This window comes from Arthrobacter sp. CP30 (assembly GCF_053470025.1).
In genome coordinates this window covers 89,005-102,153 of sequence record NZ_JBQEMM010000002.1, presented here as the reverse complement: position 1 = coordinate 102,153, position 13,149 = coordinate 89,005, and the positions used below count along the sequence as shown (strand labels likewise).

The following is a 13,149-nucleotide window of genomic DNA, read 5'->3' as shown; positions in this document are numbered from 1 at the left end:
CCGGTAACATCCGTACCGGGAGCACCGGAACGGACACCGTACGTGCGGCGTGCGGCCGGCCCGGCAGTCGTCGAAGGATCAAAGGAGATCGCGTGTCGAACCTCGCCAACAATCTTGTCGCCACCGCAACGAGGAGCCCCGCGGCGGTGGCCATCAAGCTCGACGACGTCGAAGTCACCTTCGGAGCCCTCGAAGTACTCAGCCAGAAGGTCGCGACCCTCCTCTCCGGCCATGGTGTCCGGCGCGGTGACCGCGTCGCCCTGATCATGCCGAACATCCCTCAGATGGCCTTCGTCTACTACGGCATCCTGCGCGTCGGGGCCGTCGTCGTGCCGCTGAACCCGCTGCTCAAGGGACGCGAGGTCGCCTACCACCTGACGGACTCGGGGGCCCGGCTGGTCTTCGCCTGGGAGGGCATCATCGCGGAGGCGCAGTCCGGGGCGGAGGCATCGGGAACGGAGCGCGGCGACGAGGTCACGGTGGTCACCGTGGACAGCGGTGCCTTCATGCAGAGCGTCTCCGCGGCCGAGCCCACCCCCGGCGTCGTCGACCTCGACGGCGAGGACACCGCCGTCGTCCTCTACACCTCGGGGACCACGGGACGGCCGAAGGGCGCGACGCTCTCGCACACCAACCTCTCGCGGAACACCGAGATCTCCCGCGACCTGATGGGCACGGCCGAGGGCGAGGTGCTGTTCGGCGGCCTGCCGTTCTTCCACATCTTCGGCCAGACCTGCGCCCTGAACGCCGCCGTGCTGACCGGCGCGACGGTCACGCTGCTGCCGCGCTTCGAACCCGGCAAGGCGCTGGAGATCATCGCCCGGGACCGCGTCACCATCTTCGAGGGCGTGCCCACCATGTACATCGCGATGCTGCGGCATCCGGCGGTCCAGGACACCGACCTCTCCTCCGTGCGGGTCGCCGTCTCCGGCGGCTCGGCCCTGCCCGTCGAGGTGCTGCACGAGTTCGAGCGCGTGTTCAAGGCCGATCTCCTCGAGGGGTACGGGCTGTCCGAGACGTCGCCGATCGTCAGCTTCAACCGCGTGGGTGCGTTGCGCAAGCCCGGCTCCATCGGCACCCCGGTCGAGGGTGTGGACGTGCGCATCATCGATCCCGACGGCGCCGAGCTGCCGCAGGGCGAGGTGGGCGAGATCGCCGTGCGCGGCCACTGCGTCATGAAGGGCTACTGGAAGAATCCGGACGCGACCTCCGCGGCCATCCCGGACGGCTGGTTCCGCACCGGGGACCTCGCCCGCGTCGACGAGGACGGCCTGCTGTTCATCGTCGACCGCAAGAAGGACGTGATCCTCCGTGGCGGGTACAACGTCTATCCGCGCGAGATCGAGGAAGTGCTCTACGAGCACCCCGCCGTCGCCGAGGCCGCCGTGATCGGCGTGCCCGACCCGCTGCACGGCGAGGAGATCGTCGCCGTGATCGGTCTCAAGGCCGGGTACGCCCCGGCCGACGACGCCGCGAAGGAGGCCCTCGCCGCGGAGGTCGTCGAGTTCGCGAAGGAGCGCGTCGCGGCCTACAAGTACCCGCGCCGGGTGGTGCTCGTGGACGCCCTGCCGAAGGGCCCCACCGGCAAGATCCTGAAGCGGGAGATCTCGGTCTAGCTCCGCGCCGCGGCGGTCCGCGCCGCACCGAACACGCCGTACACGTGCGCGGCGGCCCCCTCCATGAGCGCCCCGGCGTCCTGCATCAGCTCCTCGAGCCGCACCGGACCCGTCGCCAGGGAGAAGGCCGCCGCCAGCCCGGCGTCCTGGACCTCCGCGGGCGTGAGCTGAACCCGTCCCGCGATCGCGACGACGGCGCAGCCGGCCGGGGCGTTCGCGACGACGGCCTGGACCACCTTGCCGCCGAGGGACTGCGCATCGAAGGAACCCTCCCCGGTCAGCACGAGGTCGGCGTCGGCGAGAGCGGCCCCGAGGCCGACGGCGTCCGCGACCAGCGCGGACCCCGGGACGATCTCCGCGCCGAGCAGCGCCACGAGCACGGCGGGCAGTCCCCCGGCCGCCCCGGCGCCGGGCAGCTCCAGCACGTCGACGCCCGTCAGATCGCGCAGGATGCGTGCAAGGTGCGCCAGGCCGTGGTCGAGCACGGCGACGTCGTCCGGCGACGCGCCCTTCTGCGGCCCGAAGACCGCTGCGGCACCGCGGGGCCCGCACAGGGGGTTGTCCACGTCGACGGCGATGCGCCACCGTGCAGCGCGGGCCCGCGGATGGAGTCCGTCCAGCTCGATCGAGGCGAGGGCCGCCAGTGCGCCGCCGCCGGGCGGGAGGGGGTCGCCGTCCGCGTCGAGGAAACGTGCGCCGAGGGCGGAGAGGAGTCCCGTGCCGCCGTCGGTGGTCGCGGAGCCGCCGATGCACAGCAGGATCTCCTCCGCCCCGTCGCAGAGTAGTGCCGCCGCGATCTCGCCCACCCCGAAGCTCGTGGCCGTCAGGGCATCCAGCGGCAGGTCCGCGACCAGGGGCAGGCCGTTGGCCTCGGCGGCCTCGAGGACACCGCGCACCGCATCATCCGCTGCGTCGTCCGCGGCACCGGCAGCGCCATCCGCGGCAGTGGAGCCGCTTCCCCCGGTGGTGATGCCGTACCGGGCGGCGCGGGCCCGGCCGGCGGCGTCATGGCAGGCGACCGTCCGGGGCTCGACGCCCCAGGCCGCGAGCAGCGCGTCCAGTGTCCCCTCCCCACCGTCGGCGAGGGGGGCGAGGACGAAGTCGGGCGCCGGGTGTCCGAGACGGGCCGCGGCGGAGGTGACGCCCCGCGACATGGCGAGGGCAGCCTCCGCTGCGGGGAGGCTGCCCTTGAGGGAGTCGGGAGCGAGGACGATCCTGAGCGGGCGGGGCTGCGCGGGCGTGATCACCCGTCCACCCTAACCGCGGGCCCTGCGACGCGTCGGACCATGTCGGCCGCCGTCCGGCGCGGTCACACGGCTCCGGGCGTCGCCGCCCCCATCGGCGTCAGCCGGTGGGACCGCTGCCGTTGTCCGCCTCGAAGTCCGGGGCCACCTCGTCCTCCGTGCCTGGTCCGCCGTAACCACCGGCGAGCTGCTCGTCGAGGTTGCCGGCCTTCTCGGCGCCCTGCTCCTCGGGATCGCCGGTGGGGGTGTCGCTGGGACCGTCGCTCATGGTGCTTCCTTCCGTTCGCGTCTCCACCCTGGCCGGGTGCTGATCCTCAGCTTACTGACGATCAGCGACACCGGGTGTAATCGGCCGCGTTCTTTGAGATGCTGGGGCCATGGCTAACCGAGCGGGCACAGTGGCCCTCCCCTCCGACCTCGTCGACGTGACCAAACTGCTCGACGCGTACTTCGACGTCGAACCCGATCTCGGGGACCCCGCGCAGCGCGTGGCCTTCGGGACCTCCGGGCACCGCGGGTCCTCCCTCAAGTCCTCCTTCAACGAGGGGCACATCGCGGCGATCACGCAGGCGATCGTCGAGTACCGCGCGGGGCAGGGGATCACCGGGCCCCTGTTCATGGGCAAGGACACCCATGCGCTGTCCGAGCCCGCGCAGAACACGGCCCTCGAGGTCCTCGCGGCCAACCACGTGGCCGTCCTCGTCGACGCCCGCGGCGCCTACACCCCCACCCCGGCCGTCTCGCACGCCATCCTCAGGTACAACGCGACGCGCACGGAGCAGGCCGACGGGATCGTCATCACCCCCTCGCACAATCCCCCGGCCGACGGCGGTTTCAAGTACAACCCACCGCACGGAGGCCCCGCCGACTCCGATGCCACCACGTGGATCGCGAACCGCGCCAACGACCTCCTCGAGGGCGGCCTCCGCGATGTCCGGCGCATGCCCATCGCCCAGGCGCGGACCGCCGAGGGCATCAGCACCTACGACTTCCTGCAGCACTACGTCGACGACCTCCCCTCGGTCCTGGATCTCGACGCCATCCGCTCCGCGAACGTGCACATCGGCGCCGATCCCATGGGCGGCGCCGCCGTGGACTACTGGGGCGCGATCGGCGAGCGCCACAACCTGAACCTCACCGTGGTCAACCCGACGGTCGACCCCCAGTGGGCGTTCATGACGCTCGACTGGGACGAGAAGATCCGGATGGACTGCTCCTCCCCGTACGCCATGGCCTCGCTCATCAAGCAGGCGGACACGTTCGACATCGCGACGGGGAACGACGCCGATGCCGACCGCCACGGCATCGTCACCCCCGACGCCGGACTCATGAACCCCAACCACTACCTCGCCGTCGCCATCCAGTACCTGTACGCGAACCGGCCCAACTGGCGTCCCGACGCCGTGATCGGCAAGACCCTCGTCTCGTCCTCGATCATCGACCGTGTCGCCGCCGATCTCGGCCGCGTGCTGCAGGAGGTCCCGGTGGGCTTCAAGTGGTTCGTCCCCGGCCTGCTCAGCGGAGAACTGGCGTTCGGCGGCGAGGAGTCCGCCGGAGCGTCCTTCCTGCGCCTCGACGGGTCACCGTGGAGCACGGACAAGGACGGCATCCTGCTGGCGCTGCTCGCCTCGGAGATCACTGCCGTGACGGGGAAGACGCCGTCACAGCACTACGGCGCGCTGACCGAACGCTTCGGCGCGCCGGTCTACGCGCGCATCGACGCCGCAGCGACGCGCGAGCAGAAGGCCGCCCTCGGCAAGCTCTCGCCGTCGGACGTCACTGCCACGACCCTCGCGGGCGAGGAGATCACCGCCCGCCTGACGGAGGCGCCCGGCAACGGTGCCCCCGTGGGCGGCCTGAAGGTGACCACGGAGAACGCCTGGTTCGCGGCCCGCCCGTCCGGGACGGAGGACGTCTACAAGATCTACGCCGAGTCCTTCCGCGGCGAGGAGCACCTCAAGCAGGTCCAGGCCGAGGCGAAGGCCCTCGTGGACGGCGTCATCAGCTGACCCGGCGGGCCCTGCGCCGGCCCTAGAGGAGCCGGCGCAGCAGGGCCCGCTTGACCGGCCCGAAGGGTGGGTAGGCGAGGCGCAGGGTGTCCAGTCCCGACGGCTTCGAGAACACGGGCTGCAGGTGGCTGAAGGTCACGAAGGACTGCCGGCCGTGGTAGCTGCCCGTGCCGCTGGCTCCGACGCCACCGAAAGGGCAGGCCGGGGACCGCGAGCTGGATGGTGCAGACATTGTGCCCCAGCCCGCCTGCCTGGACCTGCTGGGTGAACGCCGCCAGGTGATCGTCGCGATCGCTGAAGAGGTAGGCGGCCAGCGGGTGGGGTCGTGCACCGATGAAGCGGATCGCGGCCTGGAGGTCCTCCACCTCGAGGATGGGCAGCAGCGGGCCGAAGATCTCCTCCTGCATGAGCGGTGACGCCGGATCAACGTCCCGCAGCACCGTGGGCTCGATGTACCGATCGGCGCGGTCGTGGCGGCCGCCGGAGACGACCCTCCCGCCGTCGAGGAGCCCGACGATCCTGTCGAAGTGGTGCTCGTTGATGATGCGGCCGTAGTCCCCCGACATCCGCGGATCCTTGCCGTAGAAGTCCCGGATCGCATCGCCCAGGGCGTCGGCCAGGGCCGGGGCCGCGGCCGGCGTGGTCAGGATGTAGTCGGGAGCCACGCACGTCTGCGCCGCATTCATGAATTTGCCGTAGGCGATACGCCTCGCCGCAGCGCGCAGGTCGCCGCCGACGACGACGGCCGGGGACTTCCCGCCGAGCTCGAGCGTGACGGGCGTGAGGTGTTCCGCAGCGGCCTTCATCACGATCTTCCCCACCCGCTCGCCCCCCGTGTAGAACACGTGGTCGAAGGGCTGCGCGAGGAGATCGGTACTGGCCTCCACCCCGCCCTCCACCACGGACACCGCTTCGGCATCGAGGTACAGCGGCACGAGGCGGGAGAGCACGGCGGAGGTCGCGGTGGCCAGTTCACTGGGTTTCAGCACCGCCGTGTTGCCCGCCGCGAGCGCACCGACCAGGGGGGCCAGGACCAGCTGCAGCGGATAGTTCCACGGCCCGATGATCAGCACGACCCCGAGCGGGCGCGCCTGCGTCCACGCGCGCCCGGGGCGCAGGCCGCCCGGCACGGGGATCTTCTCCGGCGCCATCCACCGGTCGAGGTGCTTGAGGGCGAAGTCCAGTTCGGCCCGCACGACGGCGATCTCCGAGAGGAACGCCTCCGTGCGGCTCTTGCCGAGGTCCGCCTCGAGGGCGGCCGTGAAGTCCTCCTCGCGGTCGACGAGAAGGCGGCGGAGGGCCTCGAGCTGCCCGCGCCGCCAGGTCGCGGGCCGTGTGGCACCGGTGTCGAAGTACCGGCGTCGGCCGTCGAGGAGTGCAGTGGCGTTCATGGCGTGTCCTTCGTCTCGGAGGCGGGGCCGTCCTGGCGCCCGGTGAAGTGGTCCATGGAGCTGTAGATCCTGAGGACGCGGCCCGCGACGACGTCCCAGACGGGTTGCGGCAGCACAGCGCGGAGCGTGCCCGCGAGCTGCACGGTCCAGGGCAGCTGGACCCGGGCGCGTCCGCCGAGCATGCCGTTCCAGGCCCGGTCCACCACGTACTCCGGCTCCATGAGCGGGGTCATGAACGGGCCTCGGGCACCCTCGAACATGCCGGTCCTGATGTAGCTGGGAATCAGGGTGGTGACGGCGATGGGATGGCGCGCGGCCCGCAGCTCGAGGCGCAGTGAATCGCTCCAGCCGATCACGGCCCACTTGGACGCCGCGTAGACGCTCATCCGCGGGACGGACAGGGTGCCGGACGCCGATGCCACGTTCAGGATCCTACCTGCACGTCCCTGCCCGATCATCGCCGGCAGGAAGGCCCGTGCGACGTGCATGGGACCGGCGGCGTTGACGCGCAGGGTCAGGTCGATGTCCGCGAGGTGGTCGTGCTCCCAGAAGTACGCGCCGCGCACGATCCCGGCGTTGTTGACCAGGACGTCGGGGACACCGACGTCGTTCAGGACCGCGGCGGCCGCTGCCCGGATCGACTCCACGGATCCGACGTCCACCACGTAGCTGTGGACGGTGGCGCCGTGCGGGGCGAGGTGCGCCACCACGTCCTCGAGCGCCCGTGCATCGATGTCCCACAGCACGACGGCGCCCGCCCCCTCCCGCGCGGCCCGCTCGGCATACAGCCTGCCCATGCCCATGCCTGCACCCGTGACCAGCACGGTGCGTCCGCGGACCGTGAATGCCATGTCTGCCCCTTTGCTCGCTGACAAGCAACGTAACACCCCCGTCACGCGCTGCCGATAGGATTTGCCGGAACCCCCGACCCACCCGGAAGGCACCCCCATGAGCACACGAGGTATCGGCTGGACCCTGCACCGGGACGGCAGGAACGTCACCCCCGGCGGCTTCGTCGCTCCCGACGAGCGCCTCTCCTGGCCCCGGACCGTCGGCATCGGCGCGCAGCACGTGGTCGCGATGTTCGGCGCGACGTTCCTGGTGCCGCTGATCACAGGTTTCCCGCCGTCCACCACCCTGCTGTTCTCGGGCATCGGCACCCTCCTGTTCCTCGTCATCACCGCGAACCGCATACCGAGCTACCTCGGCTCGAGCTTCGCGTTCATCGCGCCCATCGCCGCGGCGCAGTCGCAGCACGGGCCCGCCGGGGCGCTGGGCGGGATCATCATGGCCGGTGCCGCACTGGCGATCATCGGGTTCATCGTGCACACCGCGGGGGCGCGCTGGATCCAGGTGGCCATGCCGCCGATCGTCACGGGCGCCATCGTGGCCCTGATCGGATTGAACCTCGCGCCGACGGCGAAGGCCAGCTTCGAGCAGGCGCCCGTCACGGCGCTCGTCACCGTGATCGCCATCCTCCTCGTGACGGTCCTCTTCAAGGGCATCCTGGGGCGGCTCTCCATCCTGGTCGGCGTCCTCGCCGGGTACGCCGTCGCCCTCCTCCGGGGTGAGGTGGACCTCGCGGCGATCAACGACGCCGCGTGGGTCGGTCTCCCCGACTTCGCGGCGCCCGAGTTCCACCTGTCCGTCGTCGGACTGTTCATCCCCGTGGTGCTCGTGCTCGTCGCGGAGAACATCGGCCACGTGAAGTCCGTGGCCGCCATGACGGACCGGGACCTCGACCCGATGACCGGCCGGGCCCTCATGGCGGACGGCCTCGCCACGATGATCGCCGGAGCAGGTGGCGGCTCCGGCACCACCACGTACGCCGAGAACATCGGCGTGATGGCGGCATCACGCGTCTACTCGACGGCGGCCTACTGGGTGGCGGGGGTCGTCGCGATCCTCCTCAGCCTGTTCCCCAAGTTCGGGGCGCTCATCGCCACCGTGCCGCCCGGAGTCCTCGGCGGCGCCGGTGTGGTGCTGTACGGGATGATCGGCATCCTCGGGGTCCGCATCTGGGTGCAGAACCGCGTGGACTTCTCCAACCCGATCAACCTCTCCACGGCCGGGGTCGCCCTCGTGATCGGGATCGCCGACTTCACCTGGGTCATGGGGGACCTCACCTTCGCGGGCATCGCCCTGGGAACCGCTGCGGCGCTCATCATCTTCCACGGCATGACGGCGATCGCCCGGGTGCGCGGTAGCGAGCACGTCGCCGGGCCGGAGGAGCTCGAATCGCGCGACCACGGCAGCAGGCCCTCCAAGCTCGGCTGAACCCGCACCGGATGGCAGAATCACAGGCATGAACAATTCGCGTGCCGTCTGGGCCTCGCCGGAATGGCGGCAGCAGGCGGACCAGTGGATCGACCTCGTCCTCGGGTCCTTCGGCGTCACGCGCCTCGGGCCCACGGAGCAGCCGCGCATCCGGTTCTGGTCCACCCAGCTGACCGTACCCACCGACCACGGCAGGCTGTGGTTCAAGGAGAACAACCTCGGCCAGTTCGCGGAGGCCTCCATCATGTCGCTCCTCGGCGAACTGGCCCCGGACCACGTGGCGGCGCCCCTCGCCATCGAACCGTCACGCGGTTGGCTGCTGACGGCCGACCACGGGGCCACGCTGGACAGCGTCGGGTCCGACGACGCGTCCGTGTGGGCACGGATCACCGGTGACTTCGCGGGCCTCCAGCAGGCTGTCGCCCCGCACGGGGAGCGGCTGTCCCAGGCGGGCCTCGTCGTCATGAACCCGGACGTCGCCTCGAACTTCGTGGAGAACCAGCTCCTCCTCCACACCGGCCTGCCGCCCGAACACCCCCTGTACCTCGGACCGGAGGAGGCCGACGACGTCGTGCGCCGGCTGCCCGCCATCGAGGAGGCGGTCGAGGTACTGCGCGGCGTCGGCGTCCCGCTCTCCCTAGACCACAACGACCTGCACGCGAGGAACTGCTTCCTGCCCGGATCCAGTACCGACCCCCTGCGGTTCTTCGACTTCGCGGACGCCTACTGGGCGCATCCCTTCAGTGCCCTGCTGGTCCCCGTCACGCAGATGCGGGAGCAGTGGAGCACGACGGCGGACGACCCCCGGATCCTCGCCGTCATCGATGCGTACCTCGACCACTGGACGTCCTACGCCCCCCTGTCCGAGCTGCGCACCGCCGTCGAACCCGCGCTCAGACTGGGCCGCGTGCATCGCTACGGTTCCTGGCTCCGCCTGCTCGTGTACGCCGACGACGACTCGATGCGCGCCTATGCCCCCGCCGCACTCCATTACCTGCGGACGCTGACGGACCCGGTCCTCACGACCTGATCAGCGGACAGGAGGAGGGGCCGCTCCCTCCCGTCCTTAGCATTGGATCCTTGACTGCCAGCACCAGCTCGTGGCACTGTTCTACAACGATGTAGACAACGATGTAAACGGGCCGCGGACCGTCGGGCTCGTCCTCTCCCCGTCGAAAGGACCACGTGATGATGGCGTCACGTCCCGCACTCTGGTCGCGCCCCGCCAGTATCGTCGCCGTTCTGGCGCTCGCCCTGGCCGGCGCCGCGATGCCCGCCTCCGCAGGCCCCGAAGATCCTCCCGCCCCCGCCTCGCTCACCCGGCAGTCGGCCGCGGGCAGCCTCGATGACCTCGTGGGCGGCAAGTCCGTGGTCGGTGAGACCTCCCCCATCCACGACCCCGCCCTGATCATCGACGAGGACGGCACCTGGTACGTCTACTCCACCGGCCTGCTGGCCCGCGAGAACGGCGGCACCATTCAGATGTGGTCCTCGAAGGATGAGGGCACCACCTGGGAGTACCGCGGCACGGTGTGGGACGAGATCCCGGCCTGGATCGACGAGCGCTACGCAGGCGGTGTGCTCCCGGAGAACCTGTGGGCTCCGGAGATCTACGAGAACGACGGCACCTTCTACCTGTACTACTCGGCGTCACAGTTCGGCGGGAACAACTCCCTCACCGCCCTGGCGACGAACACCACCCTCGACCCCGAGAACCCGGACTACGAGTGGGTGGACCAGGGCCTCGTGGTCGATTCGCCGGTGGAGGGACTCGATCCCGCCAACCCGGACAAGACCTTCAACGCCATCGACGCGGGGATCATCGAGGACGCCGACGGCAAGCCCTTCATGTCCATCGGCTCCTTCTGGTACGGCATCTTCCTGGTCCCGCTCGAGTGGCCGAGCGGCAAGCCCGTGGAGGACTGGCAGTCGCAGACGGTCAACCTCGCGGATCGCTTCATCCCCGGCAACCCGATCGAAGCGCCGTACATCACGCACCGCGACGGCTACTACTACCTCTTCACCTCTTTCGACTTCTGCTGCCGTGGGGCCGACTCCACCTACAAGATCGCCGTGGGCCGCTCGGAGTCCATCACGGGGCCCTACCTGGACAGGGAGGGCCGGGACATGGCCGGCGGGGGTGGCACCATCCTGATGGAATCGCACGGCGCCATGAACGGACTCGGCGGCCAGTCCGTGTTCGAGGACTACCTCGCCTTCCACTACTACGACCGGAACAACGCGGCGGCACCCTACATCCCGACGCTCGGGCTGCAGAAGATGGGCTGGGAGGACGGCTGGCCCACGGTGGATCAGACCGTCGAGGTACCGGAGCTCGCATCCCTGCCGGTCGACGTCACCGTGCGCGACGGCCACAAGGCCCGGCTCACGGCGAGCGCGGTGGGCACGCCCGAACCGGTGGCCGTCTGGGAGAGCTCCGACGACGACGGCGTGACGTGGCAGCCGGCGGACGTCACGCAGCGCGCGGAACGCGACGACGACGGCACCTACACCTCGACGGCCGAGGTGAAGAAGGCGCGCACCGCCGACGACGGACGCCTGTTCCGGGCGACCTTCTCGAACGCCCATGGAACGGCCACCACCGAGCCCGTGGAACTGAGCGTCGACGCAAAGCCCGGCAAGGGCCGAACCTAGACTCCTGCGGCGCCCGCGCGACGGGCGCCGCAGGCACCAGGCTCGGTGCATCGGCGGTGGGCGCGATACCCCGCTGATGCACCGATACCGAGGGAGCCCGGTTGCGGGAGTGGCCGCGACCGGGCTCCCGCATGTCGCCCCCTTACCTCCCGGAGGGTCAGCGCGTCCTGCGCTCCCGCACCCGCCGGACGTGCGCTGCGACGGAAGGTGCAGCAGCCACGGTGGCTCTCGGGTCGGGCTGCTACGGGAGCCCGGCGTCGGGCGCTGTCGCGGCCGGCGGCCACGAGGAGCGGGCATCCAGGCAGGCGGCGAGGACGTCGGCGGCATCGGACACCAGCCCGTCGACGCCGAGGTCCAGCAGCCGGTCCATGTCCTCCCGACCGTTGATCGTCCAGACATGCACCTGCAGGCCGGCGGCGTGGCACGCCGCGACGAACCGGCGGGTCACCACGCGGATGCCCCGGTAGGTCCCCGGGACCTGGAGCGCCTGCACCCCGGCACGGCGCGCGACCATCCCGACGAGCCCGACCGGCGCCAGCAGCTTCACCAGCACATTCACGAGCATGCCCGCGGAGGACGCCGTCGGCCTGGCGAGGAGCCGCAGCACACGCCGGCGGCGGCGGTCGGAGAAGGACGCCACGAGGATGCGGTCGTGGGCGTCCAGGCGATCGACGAGCTCGGCGAGGGGGCGGATGCAGTCGTCGCTCTTGACGTCGATGTTCAGGCGGAGCTGCGGCCAGCGCGCGAGGACCTCCTCGAGCGCGGGGATGCACCCGTGTCCCTGGACCTGGAGCTGCCGGAGCTCCTCGGCCGTGCGGTCCGCGATCGGCCCGTGGGCGCCGGTCACCCGGTCCAGGTGCTCGTCGTGGAAGACCATGACCACGCCGTCCCGCGACGCCCGGACGTCGATCTCGAGGTGGGCGAATCCCAGGGCGACGGACCGCTCGAAGGCAGCGAGCGTGTTCTCGCCGCCGTCGGGCGCGAAGCCGCGATGCGAGAGGGCGATCGGCCGGGGCCGTCCGGAGGGTCCGGGCGGAGTGTCGAGGTAGGGGTAGCGGCGGGTCTCAGGCCGTCCGGAGTGCCGCAAGCCTCTCCTCCAGCACCTGGGCCACGCCGTCCTCGTCGAACGGTGGTGCCACCAGGTTGGCCGCCGCCAGCGCATCCGGGTGCCCGGAGGCCATGGCATAGCCGGACCCTGCCCAGTCGAGCATCTGGATGTCGTTGGGCATGTCCCCGAACGCGACGACGTCCGCCGCGTCGATGCCGCGCTCGGCCGCGTACCGGGCGAGCGTGACGGACTTATTGATCTCGGGTACGGCCATCTCGAGCAGGGCGACGGTAGGCGCGGAGTGCGTCGTCGAGACCAGGTGGGCGACGGCAGGCCGGACTGCGGCGAGGAAGGCGTCCGGTGAGATGTCCTTCTCGCGGGCCAGGAACTTCACGATCTGCTCGCCCGGCAGCGACTCCTCGAAGGGCTGGGCGGTGATACCGCCGAGGAGCTCCGAGGTGGCCTCGTCCGCGAAGCCCGTCTCCACCTTGAAGCCGGCGACGGTCTCCGCGGCGAAGGTCGCGGCGGGGAAGAGCCCGCGGATGATGTCCCGCGCGGCGTAGATGTCCTCCGGGTCCAGCAGGGTCGCCTCGAGGACGCACTCGCCCTCGAGATCGTAGGTGAGCGCGCCGTTCGAGCAGATCACGGTCCCCGTGTGACCGAGCTGGTCCTTGAGGGGCTGCAGCCACCGGGGCGGCCGCCCCGTCACGAAGACGACGTCGACGCCGGACTCCGCGCAGGCCCGGAACGCCCGGATGGTGCGTTCGCTCATTCTGCCGTCGTTCCCCACGACGGTACCGTCCATATCGCTCGCCACGAGGCGCATCGGTGACTCCTTCGGTTCTGCTCCCACCCTACCGGCGCGGAAGGGGCCCATCCCCGGCCGTTCGACGGGGTGGCGCCCGACGG

11 protein-coding genes are annotated in these 13,149 nt (G+C 70.8%); 5 read left to right on the top strand and 6 right to left on the bottom strand.

Translation table 11 applies throughout. The features are described from left to right. Positions 1–92: 92 nt before the first annotated feature. Positions 93–1,616 (top strand): long-chain-fatty-acid--CoA ligase, encoded by a 1,524-nt coding sequence (locus ACTIMO_RS03785; protein ID WP_448181529.1) that lies wholly within the window; start codon positions 93–95, stop codon positions 1,614–1,616. Here the strand turns inward: ACTIMO_RS03785 and ACTIMO_RS03780 are convergent. Continuing rightward, positions 1,613–2,863 (bottom strand): glycerate kinase, encoded by a 1,251-nt coding sequence (locus ACTIMO_RS03780; protein ID WP_448181528.1) that lies wholly within the window; start codon positions 2,861–2,863, stop codon positions 1,613–1,615. The genes ACTIMO_RS03785 and ACTIMO_RS03780 overlap by 4 nt on opposite strands. 97 nt (positions 2,864–2,960) lie before the next feature. Further along, on the bottom strand, positions 2,961–3,128 hold the full coding sequence (locus ACTIMO_RS03775) for a hypothetical protein (RefSeq protein ID WP_157365700.1): 168 nt from the start codon (positions 3,126–3,128) through the stop codon (positions 2,961–2,963). A 109-nt stretch (positions 3,129–3,237) separates the two neighbouring features. Here ACTIMO_RS03775 and pgm point away from each other — a divergent pair, with 109 nt between their 5' ends. After that, the gene (gene pgm, locus ACTIMO_RS03770) at positions 3,238–4,869 is read left to right on the top strand and encodes a phosphoglucomutase (alpha-D-glucose-1,6-bisphosphate-dependent) (protein WP_055765987.1); all 1,632 of its coding nucleotides are present in this window, start codon (positions 3,238–3,240) and stop codon (positions 4,867–4,869) included. On the opposite strand, the gene ACTIMO_RS03765 is transcribed toward pgm, so the two are convergent. After that, positions 4,785–6,260 carry an aldehyde dehydrogenase family protein gene (locus ACTIMO_RS03765; protein ID WP_448181527.1) on the bottom strand — a complete coding sequence of 492 codons (1,476 nt, stop codon included), beginning with the start codon at positions 6,258–6,260 and terminating at the stop codon, positions 4,785–4,787. The genes pgm and ACTIMO_RS03765 overlap by 85 nt on opposite strands. Beyond that, positions 6,257–7,111, bottom strand: coding sequence for an SDR family NAD(P)-dependent oxidoreductase (locus tag ACTIMO_RS03760; RefSeq protein ID WP_448181526.1), 855 nt, complete (start codon positions 7,109–7,111; stop codon positions 6,257–6,259). Before ACTIMO_RS03760 ends, ACTIMO_RS03765 begins: the two co-directional genes overlap by 4 nt. Positions 7,112–7,208: 97 nt before the next feature. Here ACTIMO_RS03760 and ACTIMO_RS03755 point away from each other — a divergent pair, with 97 nt between their 5' ends. From ACTIMO_RS03755 to ACTIMO_RS03745, 3 genes are all read left to right on the top strand, one after another. Next, entirely contained in the window at positions 7,209–8,537 is a 1,329-nt protein-coding gene (locus ACTIMO_RS03755; RefSeq protein WP_448181525.1) for a uracil-xanthine permease family protein, read from the top strand. A gap of 28 nt (positions 8,538–8,565) precedes the next feature. Continuing rightward, a complete protein-coding gene (locus tag ACTIMO_RS03750; RefSeq protein WP_448181524.1) occupies positions 8,566–9,567 on the top strand; it encodes a hypothetical protein in 1,002 nt (333 codons plus the stop codon). A gap of 158 nt (positions 9,568–9,725) precedes the next feature. Beyond that, a complete protein-coding gene (locus ACTIMO_RS03745; RefSeq protein WP_448181523.1) occupies positions 9,726–11,192 on the top strand; it encodes a glycoside hydrolase family 43 protein in 1,467 nt (488 codons plus the stop codon). Positions 11,193–11,433: 241 nt separating this feature from the next. Here ACTIMO_RS03745 and ACTIMO_RS03740 read toward each other — a convergent pair whose 3' ends face one another. Beyond that, on the bottom strand, positions 11,434–12,279 hold the full coding sequence (locus ACTIMO_RS03740) for a glycerophosphodiester phosphodiesterase family protein (RefSeq protein WP_448181522.1): 846 nt from the start codon (positions 12,277–12,279) through the stop codon (positions 11,434–11,436). Further along, positions 12,257–13,066, bottom strand: coding sequence for an HAD family hydrolase (locus ACTIMO_RS03735; protein WP_055765996.1), 810 nt, complete (start codon positions 13,064–13,066; stop codon positions 12,257–12,259). The genes ACTIMO_RS03740 and ACTIMO_RS03735 overlap by 23 nt, the downstream gene beginning before the upstream one ends. Positions 13,067–13,149 lie beyond the last annotated feature (83 nt).